Source organism: Stenotrophomonas sp. KH_029 (assembly GCF_057839765.1).
In genome coordinates this window covers 1,742,415-1,763,103 of the sequence record NZ_CM174498.1, presented here as the reverse complement: position 1 = coordinate 1,763,103, position 20,689 = coordinate 1,742,415, and the positions used below count along the sequence as shown (strand labels likewise).

The window sequence follows — 20,689 nt, the reverse complement described above, 5'->3', positions numbered from 1 at the left end:
CCTGCCCCGTGACCGTGCTGCTGCGCGACGCCACCGATGCCGACCTCGCCGCCATCACCGCCATCTATGCGGTGGAGGTCACCGACCTGGTCAACACCTACGAGTACGACGTGCCCGACCTGGCCGAAATGCAGCGGCGCATGCACGACATCGTCGGCCGCGGTTTTCCGTACCTGGTGGCCGAGGTCGATGGCCAGGTGGCCGGGTATGCCTATGCCAACACCTACCGCGGGCGCATCGCCTACCAGTGGACGGTGGAAAACTCGGTCTACGTGGACGCGGCCTTCCAGGGCCGCGGCGTCGGCACCGCGCTGATGCAGGGCCTGATCGACGCCTGCGTGGCGCGCGGTTACCGGCAGATGGTGGCGGTGATCGGCGAACCGACCAACACCGCCTCGATCAAACTGCACGAACGCTTCGGTTTCCATACCGTCGGCGTTTTCCGCGGCCTCGGCCGCAAGCACGGCCGCTGGCTGGATACCGTCCAGATGCAGCGCGCGCTCGGCGATGGTGCCGACAGCGCCCCTTCGAATGAATGAAGCAATGACAGATACCCAGATTGAACCCGGCGACACCCTGTTCGCCGGCCAGCCGGTGCGCGTGGTTGAACGCGATGGCGTGCGCTATACCCTGCTGGGCACCGCGCACGTCTCCCAGGCCAGCGTGGAAGCGGTGGAGCGGGCGATCGGCAGCGGGCGCTTCGACGCGGTCGCGGTCGAACTGGACCCGCAGCGGCTGCAGGCGCTGACCAACCCTGATGCGCTGGCCAAGCTCGACCTGGTCGAGGTGATCCGCAAGGGCCGCGTCGCGCTGTTCGCCGCCAACCTGGCCCTGGCCGCCTACCAGCGCCGCCTGGCCGAACAGCTTGGCATCGAGCCGGGCGCCGAGCTCAAGCGTGCGGTGGCCCTGGCCAACGAACACAACCTGCCGGTCCACCTGATCGACCGCGAAGTCGGGCTGACCTTCAAGCGCGCCTCGCAGCGGCTGGGCTTCTTCGGCCGGATCAAGCTGGTGATGGGCCTGGGCGCCGGCCTGTTCGCGTCCGAAGAGGTCGGCGAAGACGAGATCGAGAAGCTCAAGCAGGGCGACATGCTCGAAGCCAGCTTCGGCGAGTTCGCCAGCGAGAGCCCGGCGCTGTACGAAACCATCATCGGCGAGCGCGACCGCTACATGGCCACCCGCCTGCGCGAGGTGCACGACCCGGCCCAGCGCGAGGTACTGGCGGTGGTCGGCGCCGGCCATCTGGCCGGGCTGGCAAAGTACCTGGAAACCGATACCGAAGCGCCCGGCCCGCTGCGCCAGTCGCTGGAAGACGTGCCGAAGAAGCGCAACATCCCGTGGATCACCCTGACCATCCTGGCGGTGGTGCTGGCCGGGATCGCGGTGGGTTTCTACCGTGGTGGGCTGGGCGTGGGCGGCGAGCTGCTGCTGACCTGGGCGATGTATACCGGCGGCCTGGCCGGCCTGGGCTGCCTGCTGGCCGGCAGCCACCCGCTGAGCATCCTGACGGCGATCGTGGTGGCCCCGTTCAAGCCGTTCCGCCTGAGCATCCCGACCGGCGCCTTCGCCGCCCTGGTCGAGACGCGCCTGCGCAAGCCGGCCTACGAGGATTTCCTCAAGCTGCGCGACGATGCGCAGAGCATCAAGGGCTGGTACCGAAACCGCGTCACCCGGGTGGTGCTGACCTTCATGCTGACCAACCTGGGCAGCATGCTGGGCCTGTGGCTGACCGGCTTCCAAGTGTGGGGAAAAGTGGCGGGGTAAGACGGATGCAGGGCATCCGCCCCACGCTTCGCTGCGCGAAGCGCGGGCCCCGCCCGCCGGGTCTTCCAGATCCCCCGCGCCTGTCGGCGCGTCCCCCTTGACTCAAGGGGGACTCTTCATCCGGACGACTATCGAGGCCACGCAATGCGTGGCTATTGTCGTCGGGGCCCCACCAGGTTGCAGGCGTCCATGACGCTGCAACCTGAAGCATCCACGCATGGCGTGGATCTACCGGGATCAACATCGCTTTTCTTTCTGGTAGCGCCGGCCGCTGGCCGGCTTTGCTCTTATTCCCAGGCAGCGCATGTCGTGCCCCCCCCCCGCGAGCCGGCCAGCGGCCGGCACTACCCTCCCACGTGTAGATCCACGCCATGCGTGGATGCGGCTGGTGAAGGAGGCCCACCAGCGGCCCCCCGTCCACCCTCAAACCGATTCTGCGCCGGGCTCGACGACCGGAGCGTCCACACCGCGACCACGCGCGCGGTGGATGATCCGCGACACCGCCGTGCTCATGTCGTCGAGCATCGCGTAGATGGTCGGCAGGAACAGCAGGCTGACCACGGTGGAGAACGCCAGCCCGCCGGCAATCGCGCGCGCCATCGGATAGTAGGGCGGGCCGTCGCCCAGCAGCTGGGTGTCGGTCAGCGAGATCGGCACCATCGCCAGGATCGCCGTGCCCATGGTCATCATGATCGGGCGCAAGCGCTCGCGCGAGCCTTCCACCAACGCCTGGGTCCGCCCTACCCCGCGCCGGCGCAGGTTGTTGATGTGTTCGATCATCACGATGCCGTTGTTCACCACCACCCCCATCAACACCAGGATGCCGATGAAGGACATGATCCCGAACGAGGTACCGGTGATCCAGAACAGCCAGAACACCCCGAAGATCGAGAACACCACCCCGCTCATGATCGCCGCCGGGAACAGCAGCGACTCGAACACCGCGGCCATCACCACGTAGATCATCACCAGCGCGATCACCAGGTTGAACAGCATCTGCTGCATCGCCTTGTCGTCGTCGCCGAAGTCGCCGCCATCGAAGGTGAAGGTGTAGCCGGCCGGGAAGTTCATCGGCTTGAGCGTTTCCTCCATCGCCTTGCGTGCCTCGGGCGTGGTGACTTTCTCGGCCAGGTTGGCCTTGATGGTCAGCGTGGTCTGCCGGTTGGTACGGCCGATCTGGGTCGCCGATGGCTTGATCGATACATCCACCAGGCTCAGCAGCGGCACCGAGCGGCCATCGCCGGTGCGCACGGTGAAGCTGGCCAGGTCTTCCGGGCTGCTCTGCTCGGCCCCGGCAAAACGCACCCATACCGGCACCTCGCTGTCGCCGCGACGGAACTCGCGCAGCGGCGCGCCGCGCAGGGCCAGGCCGACGAAGCTGGCCACCTGTTCGGCATTGAAGCCGAACGCGGCCGCGCGCTCGCGGTCGACGTGGATGGCCAGCTCGCTGCCCTTCTCGCCGTTGTCGATGCGCACATCGCGCAGCTCCTTGCGCCGGGCCAGCAGCGGCACCACTTCCTCGCCGATCTCCTGCAGCATCTTGGTCGAGTCGCCGACCAGCTGCACCTGCACCGACTGGCCACCGCCCCCGCCATCGCCGCCCTGGTTGCCGACGATGTAATCGGCGCGCGCCGAACGTGGCAAACCCTTGCGCAGGGCTTCCTGCACCGCCGGCATGTTGTCGGCGTGCTTCTCGTCGAAGGTGACGATGGTGCTGCTGCCTTCCTGCTCGCTGTACCAGGAATACACCTGGGTGATGTGCAGCTTCTCGCGGTTGGCGTCCAGGTAGCGCTCCACCCGCGCCACTTCATCGGACATCTGCCCGTAGGTGAAGGCGCCCTTCCAGTTGTAGCCGATGAACACCTCGTGGCCGCCTTCGCCACCGAACATGTCGATCTTGGTCAGTTTCATCGGCACCAGGCTGACCAGCACCACCATCACGATGCCGAACACGCTCCAGCCGCGGTGCTCCAACGACCACTGCAGCAGGCCGGCATAGCGCCGCTGCAGCCGCGCGATCACTCCGGTCTGCGAATGCACCAGCTTGGGCGTGGCCATGCGCGCGGACAGCATCGGGATCAGGCTGACCGCGACCAGCCAGGAGGCCAGCAGCGAGACCGAGATGGTGATCGCGATCTGCGCCATGAAGATGCTGATGTTGTTGGTTTCGCCGAACAGGTTGGGCACGAACACGATGCAATGGCACAAGGTGCCGGCGCTGAGCGCGATGGCCACGTTGCGGGTACCGATGATCGAGGCCAGCCGCGGCTGGTCGGGCATGCGCTCGCGTTCCTGGTAGATGCTCTCCACCACCACCACCGCGTTGTCCACCAGCATACCCACCGCCAGCAGCAGGCCCATCATGGTCAGGATGTTGAGGGTGACCCCGGCGAAGTACATGAAGCCCAGGGTGATCACGAAACAGATCGGGATCGCCAGGGTGACCATCAGCGTGGACGGCCAGTGGCGCAGGAAGAAGAACAGTACCGTGACCGACAGCAGCAGGCCGACCGCACCGGCTTCGGCCAGTTCCAGCAGCGAGGAGGTGACGGTCTTGCCCTGGTTGTTGATCACCTTGATCTGCACATCGCGCATCGACGGCTGCTTGCGGATCGCCTCGACCTCGGCCAGCGCCGCGCGCGAGACTTCCACCAGGTTGGCGCTGCGTTCCTTGTAGATGTCCAGGCCCACCGCCGGATTGCCGTCCAGGCGCCGGCCGTAGTTCATCCGGGTCGGCTTGAGCCGGATATCGGCGATGTCGCCCAGGCGCAGGCCCTTGGTATCGATCACCAGGTCGCGCAGTTCCTGCAGGTCGGTGATTTCACCGACCGGCTGGATGCGCACGCGCTGGCCGTTGTCGTCGATCTGCCCGGCCGAGATCGAGAAGTTCAGCGTGCGCAGGCGGTCGCTGAGCTCGTTGATGCTCAGGTTGTGCGCGGTCAGACGATCGGGCCTGATCGCGATCTCAACCTCATTGGGCGGCGCGCCGGAGATGTTGACCCGGGCCACGCCGGGAATGCGCTCGATGCGCCGCTTGAACTCGCGGTCGAGCATGTCGTAGGCGCCGGTCAGGTCGGCACTGCTGGCCAGGCGCACCTTCAGCACCGGCTCGTCGCTGCTGGACCACTTGAACACGTTGTAGCGCTGCAGGTCGTCGGGCAGGTCGCTGCGGATCGCATCGATGCGCTCGCGCGCATCGGAGGCGGCGATGGCGATGTCGCGGTCCCAGTCGGTGAACTCGATGAAGATGCTGGCACCTTCGGAGGTGGCCGAGGAGCGCATGCGCTTGATCCCGGTCATGGTCGCCAGGGCTTCCTCGGTCGGGCGGATGATGTTGCGCTCCACTTCCTCCGGGGTGGAGCCGGTATAGGGCACCTGCACGAACAGGAACGGCGCGGAGATGTCCGGCAACGCCTCCAGCGGCAGCCGGAACGAGGCGATCAGGCCCACCACCACCAGTGAAACGAAACACATGATGGTGGTGATGGGGCGGCGGATCGAGAACTCGGCAATGCTCATGCCGGCTCCTGTGCGCTGCCGTCGTGGGTGCCGCCGGGCTCGGTCGCGCCGGCGTGCTGGCGGCCGCGCGCACGGTAATAGGCATCCCCGCGGCGGTCGAGCAGGTCATACACCACTGGGATCACCAGCAGGGTCAACAGGGTGGATACCAGCAGGCCGCCGATCACGGTGATCGCCATCGGCGCGCGCACTTCGGCACCCTCGCCCATCGCCACCGCCAGCGGCAGGAAGCCGAACAGGGTGCACAGCGTGGTCATGATGATCGGGCGCAGGCGCGAGCGCGCGCCCTCCACCAGCGCCTCGCGCTTGGCCACGCCGGCCTCGCGCAGCTGGTTGACCTTGTCGATCAGGATGATCGCGTTCTTGGTCACCAGCCCCACCAGCAGGATCAGGCCGATGAACACCACCACCGAAATCGGCTTGCCGGTCAACGTCAGCGCCAGGATCGCGCCGACCAGCGCCAGCGGGATGGTGAACAGGATCACGAACGGATGCAGCAGCGATTCGAACTGCGAGGCCATCACCAGGTAGACCAGGAAGATCGCCAGACCAAAGGCAAAGATCAGCGAACGCGCCGACTCGGCCAGCTCCTCGCCCTGCCCGCCGATATGCATGCCCACCCCGGCGCCCAGCGGGTCCTTGGCCACCATGTCCTGCACTTCGCGCACCGCGCCGCCCAGGTCGATGTCGCGCAGGTTGGCCGACACCACCGCCACCCGGGTCTGGTCGGCCCGGTGGATCTCGCTGGGGCCGTTGGTGGCGACCACTTCGGCCACTGCATCCAGGGTCACCGGGCGGGTGCTGCCCGGATTGACGATCAGCCGGCGGATGCTGTCCACGCTGGCGCGGTCGCCTTCCTGCGCACGCACCAGCACGTCGATCTTGCGGTCGCGGAAGCTGTAGCGGGTGGCCACGTCGCCGCGCACCTTCTTGACCACCACGTCGGCGATCTGCCGCGTGGTCAGGCCCAGCGCACCGGCGCGCTCCTGGTCGAAGCGGATCTGGATCTCCGGGAAGCCCTCTTCCACCGTGGATTTGACGTCGGCGTAGTGCGGGTTGTTGCGCAGCATCGCCGCCAGGGACTGGCCGGCGCGTTCCAGCGTGGCCATGTCCTGGCCGCGCAGTTCCACTTCCAGCGGGGTGGAGAAGCTGAACAATGCCGGCCGCGCGAAGTCGACCTGCACGCCCGGGTGCTGCTGCATCGACGCGCGCAGGCGTTCGGTGATCGCCGCCTCGGTGCGCGCATCGCCACCACCGGCCATCACCACGGTCAGCTTGCCGATGTTCTCACCGCTCTCGGTCGGGCTGGCATCCAGCCGCGTGCCGCTGCCGCTGACGCCGTACAGCGAGGCGATGCTGTCGTCCTTGGCGTGTCCCAACTGCAGCTCACGCACCAAGGCATCGGTCTGCTTCAACGGCGTGCCGGCCGGCAGCTTGGCGGTCATTTCGAAGCGGTCCTGGGCCAGCTGCGGGATCAGGTCGGCGCCCAGCATCGGCACCAGCGCCATGCTGGCCACGAATGCCAGCGCGGCCAGGCCCAGCACCTTGCCGGGGTGGTGAAGCGCGCCCGGCAGCAGTTTGAGATAACCGCGCTCGGCGCCGGCGTAGGGCTTCATCGCGATGTCGCTGGCCTTGCGCATCACCGGGCCGACCACGGCCACCAGCCCGCGCCAGACGCGGATCACCGACCAGGCGATACCGAAGCAGATCCAGCGCACCAGCGTGCCCACGCCGCGGCGGCTGCCGGCGACCGGCTTCAGCCAGCGGCTGTCCGGCTGCCACGGCTGGTGCGCCGGCTCTTGCGGGAAGGCCAGCGGCGGGCGGCCCTTGAGCGAGCTGAGCATCGGGATCAGGGTCATCGACACCAGCAGCGAGATCGCAATGGCGATCGCCACGGTCAGCGCCTGGTCGCGGAACAGCTGCCCGGCGATGCCATCGACGAATACCAGCGGCAGGAACACCGCGATGGTGGTCAGGGTCGAGGCGACCACCGCCATGCTCACTTCGCGGGTGCCGGCAATGGCCGCCTGCAGGATGCCCAGGCCGCGCTCGCGCGCCTTGGCAATGCTTTCCAGCACCACGATCGAGTCGTCCACCACCAGCCCGGTGGCCAGTGCCAGCCCGCCCAGCGACATCACATTCAGGCTCAGACCCATCTGGCCCATGAAGAAGAAGGTGGTGATGATCGACACCGGCAGCGACAGGCTGATCACGAACGTGCTCCAGCCATCGCGCAGGAACAGGAAGATGATCAGGATCGCCAGCAGGCCGCCGATCACCGCGTCCTTCTTGACGTCGCTGATGGCGTGTTCGATGAAGCGCGACTGGTCTTCGATGGTGGTCAGCTCGGCATCGCCGGGAATCTGCGCCTTGATCTGTTCCAGGCGCGCGCGCAGGGCCTCGGCGGTGGCCACGGTATTGGCGTCGCCTTCCTTGTAGATGGCAAGCTCCACCGCTTCCCTGCCGCCCAGGCGGATGATCGCCTCGCGCTCCTTGTAGCCCTGGCGCACGCTGGCCACGTCCTTCAGGCGTACCGGCATGCCGTTGGCGATGGTCGCCGAGCTGCTGCTGGACGCGCTCTGCGCAGCCGAGGCGGCGGCCACCGCCGCATCGGACCCGGTCGAGGCGGCGATGGCGAACATCTGCTGCATGGCCGCGTCGGCGGCGCTGCCGTTGCTGCCCTGGGTGGTCACCAGCAGGTTGCGGATGTCGTCCAGGTCGGCGAACTGGTTGACGGTGCGCACCAGGAACCGCTGCGAACCCTCTTCCAGGCGGCCGCCGGAAATATTGATGTTCTCTTCCTTGAGCCGCTTGATCACGTTGTCGATCGGCAGGTTGAGCTGGGCCAGCTTCTGCTGGTCGATATCGACCTGGATCTCGTCCTCCAGGCCGCCGCCGACCTTGACCGCGGCCACGCCGAGCACCGGCTCCAGCTTCTTCTTCAGGTCTTCATCGGCATAGCGGCGCAGCTGCGTGAGCTGGCGTACCGCGTCGGCATCGCTGCTGGCGTCGGCCTTGGCCGAGATCACCAGGCGCATGATCGGCGCGGTGGACGGATTGAAGCGCAGCAGCACCGGGGCCTTGGCCTCCAGCGGCAGGTTCAGCGCTTCCATCTTGTCGCGCACCTCCAAGCTGGCCTGGTCCATGTTGGTGCCCCAGGCGAACTCCAGCACCACATCGCTCTGCCCGGTGCGCGAAACCGACTTGAGCTTGCGCAGGTTCTTGACCACGCCCACGGCCTCTTCGACCGGTTCGCTGATCAGGGTTTCGATTTCCGTTGGTGCCGCGCCGGTGTACTCGGTACGCACGGTCAGGGTCGGATAGCTCAGGTCCGGCAGCAGGTTGACCTTGAGGTTGCCCAGCGCGATGACGCCGAACAGCATCAGCGTCACCGTGCACATGGCGATGGTGACGCGGCGGCGGGTGGCGAACTCCACCAGGCCGCCGCCCTGTGTACCGGGGTGATCGCCGTGGTGCGGATCGTTGCCGTGGTCGTTGCCGGCCGAGGTCATTGACGGCTCTCCGCCTTCTTCGCGGCAGGCGCGGCCGCGGCAACGGCCGGCTTGGCGCCGATCACCTGCACCGCGGTGCCATCACGCAGCGCCACCTTGCCGGCGGTCACCACCTGGTCGCCTTCGGCCAGGCCCTCGCGGATTTCCACCCACGGCCCTTCGGCATAGCCCAGCTTGACCGGCACCCGCGCCACCTTGCCGGCACGCACGCGGAACACCGCCGGCTCGCCATCGTCGAGCAGCGCCAGGCGCGGCACCACCAGTGCGTCGGCGCGCTGGTCGTAGTCGATACGGACGCGGCCGAACATGCCCGGCTGCAGGCCTTGGGCGTCTTCGCCGAAACCGCTGACCACGCGGAAGGTGCCGCTGCCGGCATCGACTACCGGCGAGATGCGGTCGACCACGCCGGGGAAGGACTTGCCCGGCAGCGCGTCGGCCAGCAGGGTCACCGGTTGGCCGGCCCGCAGCGTGGCCAGTTCGCGCTCGGGCACGTTGAGGGTGGCTTCCAGCCGCGAGTTGTCGACGATGCGGAAGATCGGCGTGTTGATCTGCACGAAGTTGCCGGTCTTGATCGAGCGCGAGGCGATCACCCCGGAGATCGGCGCGGTCACCGTGGTGTAGGACAGCTCCAGCGTGGCCAGGCGGTACTGTGCGCGCGCGTTTTCCAGGTCGTAGCGGATCTGGTCGACGTCGGCGGCACTGACCATCTGCTGGCCGATCAGCTTCTGCGCACGCTGGAAGTTGTTTTCCAGCTTGCGCATCTGCGCTTCGCTCTGCGCCACCGCCAGGCGCGCACGGTCCGGGTCCAGCCGCACCAGCGGCTGCCCGGCACGCACGGCCTGGCCTTCTTCGACCAGTACCGCCAGCGCCACGCCGGAGGTCTTGGCCACCACCTGCGATTCGGCGCGGGCTTCCAGAGCGGCGGTGCCGGTGTAGCTGGCGGCCACCGCACGGCGGCTGGCAGCCACCGCTTCGACCGGTACGGCCTCGGCGGCCTTTTCGGCCTCGGCGGCCTTTTCGGCGGCCTGCGCATCGGCGGTGCTGCTGCCACAGCCGGCGGTGAGCAACAGGCAGGTGGTGATCAGCAAGGCGGCAGCACAGGTTCCGGTGCGGTCGTGCAGGAAGGAAATTCGCAACATCGTCGTGTCCCTGAGGGATGCGGTGGCAGGTGTGGTAGCAAAGTAATGCACCACGTCACAATCACACCATATCCCATAGGTCATGGTGACCTGCGGCGACCGCCGCCGGCCCCTGGTTTCAGCTAGATGAAAACGCAGGCTATACTCGGGCCAGTTCCGTACCCCCCGCCGGAACGACCAGACCCGTATACCGGAAAGGACATCATGCGCCCGCAGCCGCTCGCCGCTTGTCTTCTGGCCGTCCTCCTGCCCCTCGGGGCCGCCGCACAGGCCGCAACTGCTCCTGCAGTACCCGCAGCACCTGCCGCACCCGCTTCCCCCCCTGCCGCCGCCACGCCCGCCCCCCTCACCGGGAGCTTCGACAATGGCCGCGTGCTCGCCTACACCTGCCAGGGCTGCCACGGCATCACCGGCTACAAGAACGCCTACCCCAGCTACAAGGTGCCCAAGATCGGGGGGCAGACCCAGCAGTACCTCAGCCAGGCGCTGAGCGAATACCGCCAGGGCAAGCGCAAGCATCCCACGATGCAGGCGCAGTCCATGAGCTTCAGCGAACAGGAGATCGCCGATCTCGCTGTTTACCTGTCCACCGCCAAATAAGCACGCTCATGACGAAAGCCGCGCCGTTCAAGCGTTATGCCATCGCCCTGTCCGTTGCCCTGCTGCTGGCTGGCTGTTCGCAGTCGCAGGTGGAAAACAGCGCAGATTCCGCCGCAGACCCGGGCCACGCCAGTGGCGAGCACGGGTCGGGCTCCTCCGCCGGCCTGCCAAACGGGCGGGTTGCCGCCGGTGAGGCCCGTGCCCAGGTCAAGGGCAAGGCTACCGGGCAGAGCTGCATCGACTGCCACGGGGCCGACGGCAACAAGCCGATCGACCCGACCTACCCGAAGCTGGGGGGTCAGTACGGGGATTACCTTGCCCATGCGTTGCAGGCCTACCGCGCCGGCGACCGCCAGCATGCGTTGATGACCCCCCAGGCAACCGACCTGAGCGACCAGGACATCGCCGACCTGGCCGCGTATTTCGGTTCGCGGCCCAGCCAGCTGCGCGATCTGCACGGGTTGAAGTGACCGCCAGCAGACCGGCGGCCGTGGAAGGCCGATCAAGGTAGTGCCGGCCGCTGGCCGGCTCCTCGGGATTGCCTGGAGCCGGCCAGCGGCCGGCACTACCGCTATGGCACCGCCAGCCGACAAGGGTCGGTTCTACGCGTCCAGCGCTTCCCAACGCGCATAGGCCGCATCCAGCTCGGCCTGCACCTTGTTCAACTGCTGGGTATGGGCGGCCATGTCGGCGGCGCTGCGCTGGTAGAACGCCGGGTCGTTCATCGCCGCGGTCAGGCCTTCGACGTCCTTCTCCAGGGTCTCGATCTTCAGCGGCAGCTGTTCCAGTTCGCGCGCATCCTTGTAGCTGAGCTTGCGTTTGGGCTCGGCCGGCGCCGCGGCGGCGGCCTGGGCAGCCGGCTTGGCGGCTGCCGCGGGGGCCGACGCGGCGGCAGCGGCCACGCGCGCGGCGTGGCGCTGCCAGTCGCTGTAGCCGCCCACGTACTCGCCCACCACGCCGTCGCCTTCCATCACCATCGTGGAGGTCACCACGTTGTCCAGGAAATCACGGTCATGGCTGACCAGCAGCAACGTGCCGGTGTAATCGCTGAGCAGCTCTTCGAGCAGCTCCAGGGTTTCCACGTCCAGGTCGTTGGTCGGTTCGTCCATCACCAGCAGATTGGACGGCTGGGCGAACAGCTTGGCCAGCAGCAGGCGGTTGCGCTCGCCGCCGGACAGGCGGGTGATCGGCGCGCGGGCACGCTCGGGCGAGAACAGGAAGTCCTGCAGGTAGGCATGCACATGCTTGCGCTTGCCATTGAACTCGATGAAATCGCGGCCCTCGGCCACGTTCTCGATCGCGGTCCAGTCTTCGCGCAGCACCGCGCGGTACTGGTCGAAGTAGGCGACCTGCAGGTTGGTGCCGGCGCGCACTTCGCCGCTCTGCGGCTGCAGGTCGCCCAGCAGCAGCTTGAGCAGGGTGGTCTTGCCGCTGCCGTTGGGGCCGATCAGGCCGATCCGGTCGCCGCGCAGGATGACCGTACTGAAATCCTTGACCATCACCCGCTCGCCGAAGGCGAAGGAGACGTCCTTGACGTCGATGACCTTCTTGCCGGAGTTCTCCGCCTGCGCCGCTTCCATGCGCACGTTGCCGCCGAGTTCGCGACGCTGCGAGCGATCGTTGCGCATCGCCTTGAGCCGGCGCACGCGCCCTTCATCGCGGGTACGGCGGGCCTTGATGCCCTGGCGGATCCAGATTTCCTCCTGCGCCAGCAGCTTGTCGAAGCGCGCGTTTTCCTGCGCCTGCGCGTTCATGCGTTCTTCGCGGCGGCGCTCGTAGTTGGCCCAGTCGCCCGGCCAGCTGGTGACCTGGCCGCGGTCGATCTCGACGATACGGGTGGCCAGCGCGCGCAGGAAGCGACGGTCATGGGTGACGAACACCACGCTGCCGTTCCAGTTCTTGAGGAACATTTCCAGCCAGTCGATGGCTTCGATGTCCAGGTGGTTGGTTGGTTCGTCCAGCAGCAGCAGGTCCGGCGAGGACACCAGCGCGCGGCCCAGCAGCACCCGGCGCTTCATGCCGCCGGACAGGCGCGCGAATTCGGCATCGCCGTCCAGGTCCAGCTTGGTCAGGGTTTCGCTGACGCGCTGGTCCAGGCCCCAGCCATTGGCGGCGTCGATCTTGGCCTGCACGGCCGACAGGGCGTCGCCGTCGAATTCTTCGGCCACGCTCAGATGGTGGAATTCGGCCAGCCACTGGCCCAGCTCGCCCAGGCCGTCGGCGACCACGTCGAACACGCTGCCGGCGGCACCGTGCGGTACTTCCTGTTCCAGCCGGGTGATGCGCACCCCCTGCTGCACGCGGACTTCGCCGTCATCGGGCTTGTGATCGCCGGACAGCAGTTTGAGCAGGGTCGATTTGCCGGCGCCGTTGCGGCCGATCAGGGCGATGCGTTCGCCCGGCTCGATCGACAGTTCGGCTTTTTCCAGCAACAGTGGGCCGCCGACGCTGAAGTCGACGTTTTGCAGAGTAATCAGAGGCATCCGGCCATTGTACGGGCTGGCGGCCCGCGCCGTCGCTCAGCCGTGCGCGAAAGTCGCCGGGGGCAGCCCCAGCAACGCCACCAGCGGCGGCGGCACCCGCTTGCCCGGGTGCCGCACCACCCAGAGCTGGCGCGACAGCGGCGGCAGCGGGGTGGGCAGGATGCGCAGCGTGCCCAGCGCCACCAGGTCGGCCACCGCATGCGCGGACAGGCAGGCCACGCCCAGCCCCGCTGCGGCCGCCTGCTTGATCGCCTCGGTGCTGCCCAGCTGCATGGCGCGGGCGAAGTGATGCAGGTAGGGCAACAGGGCCTGCTCGACCGCCTCGCGGGTGCCCGAGCCGGGTTCACGCAGCAACCAGCGCGCGGCCGCCAGCGTGGCCAGGTCCGGCGCGGCGGGCAGCGCCATGCCCGGCGCGGCGACCACTACCAGTGCATCGCGCTGCCACGGCAGCACCTGCAGGCCGCTTGCATGGCAGGGCCCTTCGATCAGGCCCAGGTCCACCTCCAGCCGCTGTACCGCCGCCACCACCTCGGCACTGTTGCCGATGCGCAGATCCACCTGCGCCTGCGGATTGTCGGCCAGCAGCGCGGCGACCCGGGCCGGCAGCAGGTAGTTGCCGATGGTGGTGCTGGCGCCGATCCGCAACAGCAGCGGCAACGCGCCGGCGTCGGCCTGCCCCACCCCGGCCTGCCGCTCCAGGTCGCCGGCCGCCACCAGCAGCGCACGGGCCGGGTCGAGCAGTGCTCGTCCCTGCGCATTGAGCACCAGGCGACGGCCGATGCGGTCGAACAGCGGCGCGGCCAGCTGGCTCTCCAGATCGTTGAGCGCGGCGCTGGTGGCCGACTGCGACAGGGCCAACCGCGCGCCGGCCGCCGCCGTGGTGCCGGCATCGGCGGTGGCGACGAAAACCTGCCATTGGCGAAGGGTCAGATGCACGCAGCAATTAAGTCACAAAACCGGTTGAAATGACACAGACAATGCGTTTTACAGGTTTATTTGAGGCGCGCACGCTGTAGGCCTGATCTGGACAGGAGCCCCACCCGTGAACGCCGCCGCCCTCCCCTTGCCCGCCCCCACCCTGGCCCAGCGCTGGCGCGGGCGCCTGCCCGGGCTGTTGCTGACGGCTGCAGTGGCCACCGCAGCGATGGGGCTGGCGACCCAGCCGTGGTTGCAGGCCCACGGCATCAGTGCGTTGACCCTGGCCATCGTGCTGGGGATCGCGCTGGGCAACACGCTCTATCCGCGGCTGGCCGCACGCGCCGGCGCCGGCGTCGGGTTCTCCAAGCAGTGGCTGCTGCGCGCCGGCATCGTGCTGTACGGCCTGCGCCTGACCTTCCAGGACATCGGTCAGGTCGGCGTGGCCGGCGTGCTGATCGACGCACTGGTGCTGGCCAGCACGTTCGCGCTGGCCTGGTGGGCGGGCACGCGCTGGTTCGGCATGGATCGGAACAGCGCCCTGCTGATCGGGGCCGGCAGCTCGATCTGCGGAGCGGCGGCCGTGATGGCGGCCGAGCCGGTGGTGAGCGGGCGCGCCGAACAGGTGACCGTGGCCGTCTCCACGGTGGTGGTGTTCGGGACGCTCGCGATGTTCCTGTACCCCATGCTTTACCAGCTCAACGCGGCGCACGGGTGGATCCCGATCAGCGCGCAGGCCTACGGCGTGTTCACCGGCTCGACCGTGCACGAAGTGGCCCAGGTGGTTGCGGCCGGGCGTGCGGTCAGCGAGACGGCCGCCGACACGGCGGTGATCGCCAAAATGGTGCGGGTGATGATGCTCGCCCCGTTCCTGGTGGCGCTGTCGCTGCTGCTGGCGCGCGGCGCCGCTGCCCGGGCCGGCGCGGCGCGGGCGAAGATCGTGGTGCCGTGGTTCGCGTTCGGCTTCGTCGCGGTGGCCGGGCTCAATTCGCTGCAACTGCTGCCGGCCGCGCTGGTGGCCCAGGCCGTCGCGGTGGACACCGCGCTGCTGGCCATGGCGATGGCCGCGCTGGGCCTGACCACCCATGTCTCGGCACTGCGCCAGGCCGGGATCAGGCCGCTGCTGCTGGCCCTGCTGCTGTTCGGCTGGTTGCTGGCCGGCGGGCTGGGGATCAACGTTGGCGTGCACGCGTTGCTGGGATGAGCGCGTGCCCCATGCAACACTGGTGCGATGAAGCGTGAGCGTGTTCCCCCCGTCGATCGCCGTCGCCTGCACATCCCGTACCGCCTGGTGCTGGATCGCTACGGGGCGGTCGATGAAGCCGAAGACGACCTGCTCGACCTGCTGCAGCGGGTGCTGGGCCCGGATGTGGTCGTACGCTGGGAGCAAGACATCGGCCACCCCAACCCCTGGTTCCATACGTTGATTCTGGATGTCAGCGACGGCCCGGGCGAGTTCAGCCATGCCCAGCACACCGCGTTGATGGAGGGACTGCAGGCGTTGGATCTGGCCTGAGTAGCGCCGGCACACGCCCGGCAGGCGGCGCAGCGGGTAGAATGCGCCATGAATGAATTCTCCGAACTGCCCCTGTCGGCCTCGCTGGCGGCGGGCATCGACGCGCTGGGCTATACCCGCCTGACCCCCGTGCAGGCGCAGAGCCTGCCGGCCATCCTTGAACGCCGCGACGTGATCGCCCAGGCGCCCACTGGCAGCGGCAAGACCGCCGCGTTCGGCCTGGGCCTGTTGCAGGCGCTGGACCCGTCGGTGATCCGCGCCCAGGCGCTGGTGCTGTGCCCGACCCGCGAACTGGCCGACCAGGTCGGCAAGCAGATCCGCAAGCTGGCCACCGGCATCCCCAACCTGAAGCTGGTGGTGCTGACCGGCGGCATGCCGCTGGGCCCGCAGCTGGCCTCGCTGGAAGCGCATGACCCGCATGTGGTGGTGGGCACGCCCGGCCGCATCCAGGAACTGGGCCGCAAGCGCGCCCTGCACCTGGGCGGGGTGACCACGCTGGTGCTGGACGAAGCCGACCGCATGCTCGACATGGGCTTTGAAGAGCCGATCCGCGAGATCGCCGGGCGCACCAGCAAGGACCGCCAGACGCTGCTGTTCTCGGCCACCTTCCCCGATGAAATCCGCGCGATCGCGCGCGTGCTGCTGCGCGACCCGGTGGAAGTGACGGTGGAAGGCGCCGACCACGCCCCGGCAATCCGCCACCTGTTCTGCGAGACCGACCTGGCTAACAAGCAGAAGGCGCTGGCCGGCCTGTTGCTGAAGTACACGCCCGAATCGACCGTGGTGTTCTGCAATACCCGCCGCGACGTGGACGATGTGGCGGTCTCGCTGCAGCAGTTCGGTTTCTCCGCGCTGCCGCTGCATGGCGAGATGGAACAGCGCGACCGCGACGAGGTGCTGGTGCGCTTCTCCAACCGCAGCTGCAATGTGCTGGTAGCCAGCGACGTGGCCGCGCGCGGGTTGGACGTGCAGGACCTGGCAGCGGTGATCAACTACGAGCTGCCCACCGACATCGAAACCTACGAACACCGGGTCGGCCGCACCGGCCGTGCCGGCGCCACCGGCCTGGCGATCAGCCTGGTCACCAGCCGTGAGCGCAGCCGCGCCGATGCGCTGGAACTGGCGCAGGGCAAGCCGCTGGACTGGCAGAAGACGCCGCTGGCCACCGCACGCCCGGCGGTATTGCCGCAGGCGGCGATGGAGACCCTGCGCATCGACGGCGGCAAGACCGACAAGCTGCGCCCTGGCGACATCCTCGGCGCGCTGACCGGTGAGGCCGGGCTGTCGGCCAAGGTGATCGGCAAGATCGACATCTATGCCACCCGTTCCTACGTGGCCATCGCCCGCGAACAGGTCGGCCGGGCCATCGCGCGGCTGGAAGCGGGCAAGATCAAGGGCAAGCGCTTCCGCGTGCGGAAGATGTAATCACGCAGCCGCAGCGCCGCCGGGCTCTGCCCGGCTGCTGTTGTTGCTGTTGCCGTCGCTGTTGCCCTTGATCTTGATCTACCCCCCCTTGGAGCGAGCCGAGCATCGCAGCGGCAGCGGGGGCGAAGAGGCGCGGTCGAAGCATGAAGCATGCTACGGGCTGATGCGGTGGGACATGGGCGCGTGGCGACGCGCTCTAACAATCGGCGCCCGCTGGTCTGGGCGCGCGAGCGCAGCGAGTTCCGCGCCGTCCCCCGATGACGCGAGAAGCGCAGGGCACCGGCGGGCAACGCCCGACGGCGAGCGGACGGGGCGTGCTTTCTTTTGGTTACTTTTCTTTGCACGAGCAAAGAAAAGTGACTCGCGCCCCGAAGGGGCACGAAACGCTTTTGATCCTTGGCTCCATGCGGAGCCGGCCAGCGGCCGGCACTACCGCATCACGGCCGGATCAATACACCAAATTCGCCAGCAACGGCACGTCCGCGTCCCAGCGGTCGCGGCCTCCCAGGCCAGCCAGCTCGACCAGTACCGCCGCGCCCACCACCTCCACCTGCAGCTGTCGCGCCAGCGACAACGCCGCCAGCAGCGTGCCGCCGGTGGCCAGCACGTCGTCCACCACCAGCACCCGCGCACCGGCCGGCAGCGCATCGGCATGCACCTCGATGCTGTCGGTGCGGTACTCCAACGTGTAGTCCTGCTTCAAGGTGCGGCCCGGCAACTTGCCCGGCTTGCGCACCGGTACGAAGCCCACGCCCAGCACCTGTGCCATCGCTGCGCCCAGGATGAAGCCGCGCGACTCGATGCCCATCACCGCCTGCAGGCCGGCGTCGCGCCACGGTGCCACCATCGCATCGATCGCCGCGGCAAAATCGGCGCCGTCGGCCAGCAGCGGCATGATGTCCTTGAACAGGATGCCCGGCTTGGGGAAATCGGCGACATCGCGCAGGCGGCCGGCCCAGGCAGGCGTGGCGGAGGAATCGGTCATGGGAACAGGCTGCAAACGGGTGGCATAGGGTAACCCGGTCCGTGCGGCGCGCCGTTCACCCTGCCACTGCTCAGGCCGGAAAGCTGCGTTGCGCGGCTCGGCGCACGGCACCTGGCGTCACTTGGCGCAGGACCAGATCAGGAACTGCACGACAAGGTCGAACAGCCGGCCTTGTCACGCGCCCAGTCCGGGCGCTTGCCGGCGTAGTGCTCCCGCCCGGGCTGCTCCTGGTAGGGATGGCGCAGCACCTCCAGCAGGGTGTGCACCCCGCCCGGATCGCCCTGCTCGGCCTGCTCGATCGCCTCCTGCGCCAGCCAGTTGCGCAGCACGTAGAGCGGATTGGCCCGGCCCATCCGCTGCCGCCGCGCCTGCGCGTCCAGGCCATCGGCGCGCAGGCGCGCGGCGTACTGCTGCAGCCACGCCTGCAACGACGGCAGCACCGCCTCGCGGCGTGCCGGGCTGTAGAACGCATCCTCCAGCACCGCCACCGAAGGCGACGCCGGATCGAGTTCCATCAAGCTGCGGAAGGCGATGGTCATGTCCATCTCGCCCTCGTGCAGAATGTCCTGCCACGCCACCATCATCGCCACATCGTCATCGCCGCAGGCCTCCAGGCCCAGCTTCGCGGCGATGTCGGCGCGCTCGCATTGCCCATGCACCTGCTGGAAACGCGCCAGGCCCTCATGCAGCGGGGCCACGTCGTCGAACAGCGGGGCCAGCGCCTGCGCCAGGCGGGTGAGGTTCCAGTACGCCACCTGTGGCTGGGTGCCGAAACGGTAGCGGCGGCCCTGGGCATCGGTGGTGTTGGGGGTCCAGTCCGGATCGTAGTCCTCTACCCAGCCATACGGACCGTAGTCGATGGTCAGGCCGAGAATGGACATGTTGTCGGTGTTCATCACCCCATGCACGAAGCCGACCCGCATCCAGTGCGCCACCATCACCGCGGTGCGCTCGCAGACCTGGGCGAACCACTGCGCATGGCCGGCCGGCCCGGCAGCGGCCAGCTGCGGGAAGTCGCGGGCGATGCAGACATCGGCCAGCTGCCGCAGCAGCGCCACATCGCCGCGCGAAGCCGGCAATTCGAAGCTGCCGAAGCGGATGAACGACGGCGCCACCCGGCACACGATCGCCCCGGGTTCGGCCCGGGGATGACCGTCGTAGAACATGTCGCGCACTACCGCATCGCCGGTGCCGACCAGGCTCAGCGCGCGCGTGGTCGGCACGCCCAGGTGGTGCATCGCCTCGCTGCACAGGAACTCGCGGATCGACGAGCGCAGCACCGCGCGGCCATCGGCGCCGCGCGAGTACGGGGTGCGCCCTGCGCCTTTCAACTGCAGTTCCCAGCACGTCGCGTCCGGGGCGATCAGCTCGCCCAGCGAAATCGCGCGGCCGTCGCCGAGCTGCCCGGCCCAGTGCCCGAACTGGTGCCCGCCATAATTGGCCGCCCAGGGCTGCATTCCGTCATACAGCGCGTTGCCGCCGAACACCCGGGCAAAATCGTCGCTGCCCACCAGTTCCTGGCCCAGGCCCAGCAGGCTGGCCACCTCGTCCGAACAGGCCAGCAGCCGCGGATCGGCCACCGGCGTGGGCATGACCGCAGACCAGGCCGCGTGGCGCACCTCGCGCACGCGCGGGCCGGTTTCCGGGTCGCCGGGCAGTTCACGGATGAAACGGTTGTCAAAGCGCAGCGGGTCGGTACTCATCCGCTTCAGATGGGGCCGCCGGCGCGCCGGCGCAAGTTCAGGCCGCACCGGCCCCCAGGTTCAATGCGCCGCCGCGTTCGGCCGCCCGCTGGTAGGCCGGGCGCTGCTGGATGCGCGCCAGGTAGGCCTGCAGGCGCGGGTAGGCATCCATGCTGCCGGCGCGCGCGGCGGCGGCCTGGATCGGGAAACTCATCTGGATGTCGGCGGCGGTGAAGCGTTCGCCGGCAAACCACGGCGCCTGGCCCAGTTCGCTTTCCATCCAGGCCAGGTGCAGGGTCAACTGGGGGCCGATGAACCCCTTCATCACCTTGTCGACGATGCCACGCGCGATCGGCCTGGCGAAGAACGGCATCGGCGCCTTGCGCACCCGCGCAAACACCAGGCTCATCAACAGCGGCGGCATCCCCGAGCCTTCGGCGTAGTGCATCCAGTAGCGGTAACGCAGCCGCTCGGGGGCCTGGGCCGGCATCGGCTCGGGCGACAGCTGGCGGCCGCTGTCGTAGCGGTCGGCCAGGTATTCCAGGATCGCGCCGGATTCGGCCAGCACCAGGGTGTCGTCCTGCAGCACCGGCGACTTGCCCAGCGGGTGCACCTGGCGCAATGCCTGCGGCGCAAGCCAGGTGGCCCGGTCGCGCTGGTAGTTGACCAGCTGATACGGCAGGCCCAGTTCTTCGAGCATCCACAGCACGCGCTGCGAGCGCGAGTGGTCCAGATGGTGCACCTTGATCATCGACAATCCACGCGGTCAAAGCAGCATCGTACCCGCGCATGCGGGTTCTGCCGACGGCGTTGCGCGCCGGGCGCTGCCGACGGCACAAATAAAAACGCCGGAAGCTTTCGCTCCCGGCGTTTCAAGCAACCTGACGGTTACAGGGGTCGATTAGACCGCCTGCACCTGATCAGCCTGCATACCCTTCTGGCCCTGGACGGCGACGAAGGTGACCTTCTGGCCTTCCTGCAGCGACTTGAAGCCGGTGCCCTGGATGGCGCGGAAATGCACGAACAGGTCCGGGCCGCTTTCCGGGGTGATGAAGCCGAAGCCCTTGGCATCGTTGAACCACTTGACGGTACCGCTCTGACGATCAGACATGTACAAACTCCTGAAACAATAGTTGAAATAATCGCGGC

General features: G+C 68.2%; 16 protein-coding genes. 7 read left to right on the top strand and 9 right to left on the bottom strand.

What is annotated here, in order from left to right; all coding sequences use genetic code 11:
- Positions 1-8 precede the first annotated feature (8 nt).
- Complete coding sequence (locus tag AC3ITM_RS08175) at positions 9-539, top strand: GNAT family N-acetyltransferase (RefSeq protein WP_228885178.1); 531 nt, start codon at positions 9-11, stop codon at positions 537-539.
- Positions 532-1,764, top strand: a complete 1,233-nt coding sequence (locus tag AC3ITM_RS08170) for a TraB/GumN family protein (protein WP_489269721.1) — start codon at positions 532-534, stop codon at positions 1,762-1,764. Before AC3ITM_RS08175 ends, AC3ITM_RS08170 begins: the two co-directional genes overlap by 8 nt.
- Before the next feature lie 423 nt (positions 1,765-2,187).
- On the opposite strand, the gene AC3ITM_RS08165 is transcribed toward AC3ITM_RS08170, so the two are convergent.
- Genes AC3ITM_RS08165 through AC3ITM_RS08155 form a run of 3 tightly spaced genes read right to left on the bottom strand, consistent with a single transcriptional unit; the run spans position 2,188 to position 9,934 of the window.
- Positions 2,188-5,283 (bottom strand): efflux RND transporter permease subunit, encoded by a 3,096-nt coding sequence (locus tag AC3ITM_RS08165; RefSeq protein ID WP_489269720.1) that lies wholly within the window; start codon positions 5,281-5,283, stop codon positions 2,188-2,190.
- Positions 5,280-8,795, bottom strand: coding sequence for an efflux RND transporter permease subunit (locus tag AC3ITM_RS08160; protein WP_489269719.1), 3,516 nt, complete (start codon positions 8,793-8,795; stop codon positions 5,280-5,282). The genes AC3ITM_RS08165 and AC3ITM_RS08160 overlap by 4 nt, the downstream gene beginning before the upstream one ends.
- Positions 8,792-9,934: an efflux RND transporter periplasmic adaptor subunit gene (locus AC3ITM_RS08155; protein WP_489269718.1), complete on the bottom strand. Its 1,143-nt coding sequence runs from the start codon at positions 9,932-9,934 to the stop codon at positions 8,792-8,794. The genes AC3ITM_RS08160 and AC3ITM_RS08155 overlap by 4 nt, the downstream gene beginning before the upstream one ends.
- A 204-nt stretch (positions 9,935-10,138) precedes the next feature.
- On the opposite strand from AC3ITM_RS08155, the gene AC3ITM_RS08150 reads away from it, so the two are divergent.
- Both AC3ITM_RS08150 and AC3ITM_RS08145 read left to right on the top strand, forming a co-directional pair.
- Positions 10,139-10,534, top strand: coding sequence for a c-type cytochrome (locus AC3ITM_RS08150; RefSeq protein ID WP_489269717.1), 396 nt, complete (start codon positions 10,139-10,141; stop codon positions 10,532-10,534).
- Between the two features lie 8 nt (positions 10,535-10,542).
- On the top strand, positions 10,543-11,004 hold the full coding sequence (locus AC3ITM_RS08145; protein WP_228885184.1) for a c-type cytochrome: 462 nt from the start codon (positions 10,543-10,545) through the stop codon (positions 11,002-11,004).
- A gap of 132 nt (positions 11,005-11,136) precedes the next feature.
- On the opposite strand, the gene AC3ITM_RS08140 is transcribed toward AC3ITM_RS08145, so the two are convergent.
- Positions 11,137-13,017 (bottom strand): ATP-binding cassette domain-containing protein, encoded by a 1,881-nt coding sequence (locus tag AC3ITM_RS08140; RefSeq protein ID WP_489269716.1) that lies wholly within the window; start codon positions 13,015-13,017, stop codon positions 11,137-11,139.
- Between the two features lie 36 nt (positions 13,018-13,053).
- The gene (locus AC3ITM_RS08135; protein ID WP_489269715.1) at positions 13,054-13,953 is read right to left on the bottom strand and encodes a LysR family transcriptional regulator; all 900 of its coding nucleotides are present in this window, start codon (positions 13,951-13,953) and stop codon (positions 13,054-13,056) included.
- 106 nt (positions 13,954-14,059) lie between these two features.
- Between AC3ITM_RS08135 and AC3ITM_RS08130 the strand changes: the two genes are divergently transcribed.
- The 3 genes from AC3ITM_RS08130 to dbpA are packed head-to-tail and all read left to right on the top strand — an operon-like array spanning position 14,060 to position 16,873.
- On the top strand, positions 14,060-15,136 hold the full coding sequence (locus AC3ITM_RS08130) for a YeiH family protein (RefSeq protein ID WP_489269714.1): 1,077 nt from the start codon (positions 14,060-14,062) through the stop codon (positions 15,134-15,136).
- 27 nt (positions 15,137-15,163) lie between these two features.
- Positions 15,164-15,448 carry a hypothetical protein gene (locus AC3ITM_RS08125; protein WP_489269713.1) on the top strand — a complete coding sequence of 95 codons (285 nt, stop codon included), beginning with the start codon at positions 15,164-15,166 and terminating at the stop codon, positions 15,446-15,448.
- Positions 15,449-15,496: 48 nt separating this feature from the next.
- On the top strand, positions 15,497-16,873 hold the full coding sequence (gene dbpA / locus AC3ITM_RS08120) for an ATP-dependent RNA helicase DbpA (RefSeq protein WP_489269712.1): 1,377 nt from the start codon (positions 15,497-15,499) through the stop codon (positions 16,871-16,873).
- Between the two features lie 448 nt (positions 16,874-17,321).
- On the opposite strand, the gene AC3ITM_RS08115 is transcribed toward dbpA, so the two are convergent.
- The 4 genes from AC3ITM_RS08115 to AC3ITM_RS08100 form a co-directional block, all read right to left on the bottom strand.
- Complete coding sequence (locus AC3ITM_RS08115) at positions 17,322-17,858, bottom strand: adenine phosphoribosyltransferase (protein WP_489269711.1); 537 nt, start codon at positions 17,856-17,858, stop codon at positions 17,322-17,324.
- A 137-nt stretch (positions 17,859-17,995) separates the two neighbouring features.
- The gene (locus AC3ITM_RS08110) at positions 17,996-19,561 is read right to left on the bottom strand and encodes a protein adenylyltransferase SelO (protein WP_489269710.1); all 1,566 of its coding nucleotides are present in this window, start codon (positions 19,559-19,561) and stop codon (positions 17,996-17,998) included.
- A gap of 37 nt (positions 19,562-19,598) precedes the next feature.
- Positions 19,599-20,291: a glutathione S-transferase gene (locus AC3ITM_RS08105; RefSeq protein ID WP_489269709.1), complete on the bottom strand. Its 693-nt coding sequence runs from the start codon at positions 20,289-20,291 to the stop codon at positions 19,599-19,601.
- A gap of 150 nt (positions 20,292-20,441) precedes the next feature.
- Complete coding sequence (locus AC3ITM_RS08100; RefSeq protein WP_006451993.1) at positions 20,442-20,651, bottom strand: cold-shock protein; 210 nt, start codon at positions 20,649-20,651, stop codon at positions 20,442-20,444.
- Positions 20,652-20,689 lie beyond the last annotated feature (38 nt).

What these genes read in the sequence shown, in the direction of transcription:
- AC3ITM_RS08145 (WP_228885184.1), top strand. Translation starts at nt 10,543, where the DNA reads ATGACGAAAGCCGCGCCGTTCAAGCGTTATGCCATCGCCCTGTCCGTT.
- AC3ITM_RS08150 (WP_489269717.1), top strand. Translation starts at nt 10,139, where the DNA reads ATGCGCCCGCAGCCGCTCGCCGCTTGTCTTCTGGCCGTCCTCCTGCCC.
- AC3ITM_RS08165 (WP_489269720.1), bottom strand. Translation starts at nt 5,283, where the DNA reads ATGAGCATTGCCGAGTTCTCGATCCGCCGCCCCATCACCACCATCATG.
- AC3ITM_RS08105 (WP_489269709.1), bottom strand. Translation starts at nt 20,291, where the DNA reads ATGATCAAGGTGCACCATCTGGACCACTCGCGCTCGCAGCGCGTGCTG.
- AC3ITM_RS08155 (WP_489269718.1), bottom strand. Translation starts at nt 9,934, where the DNA reads ATGTTGCGAATTTCCTTCCTGCACGACCGCACCGGAACCTGTGCTGCC.
- AC3ITM_RS08170 (WP_489269721.1), top strand. Translation starts at nt 532, where the DNA reads ATGAATGAAGCAATGACAGATACCCAGATTGAACCCGGCGACACCCTG.
- AC3ITM_RS08125 (WP_489269713.1), top strand. Translation starts at nt 15,164, where the DNA reads ATGAAGCGTGAGCGTGTTCCCCCCGTCGATCGCCGTCGCCTGCACATC.
- AC3ITM_RS08115 (WP_489269711.1), bottom strand. Translation starts at nt 17,858, where the DNA reads ATGACCGATTCCTCCGCCACGCCTGCCTGGGCCGGCCGCCTGCGCGAT.
- AC3ITM_RS08140 (WP_489269716.1), bottom strand. Translation starts at nt 13,017, where the DNA reads ATGCCTCTGATTACTCTGCAAAACGTCGACTTCAGCGTCGGCGGCCCA.
- AC3ITM_RS08110 (WP_489269710.1), bottom strand. Translation starts at nt 19,561, where the DNA reads ATGAGTACCGACCCGCTGCGCTTTGACAACCGTTTCATCCGTGAACTG.
- AC3ITM_RS08160 (WP_489269719.1), bottom strand. Translation starts at nt 8,795, where the DNA reads ATGACCTCGGCCGGCAACGACCACGGCAACGATCCGCACCACGGCGAT.
- dbpA (WP_489269712.1), top strand. Translation starts at nt 15,497, where the DNA reads ATGAATGAATTCTCCGAACTGCCCCTGTCGGCCTCGCTGGCGGCGGGC.
- AC3ITM_RS08100 (WP_006451993.1), bottom strand. Translation starts at nt 20,651, where the DNA reads ATGTCTGATCGTCAGAGCGGTACCGTCAAGTGGTTCAACGATGCCAAG.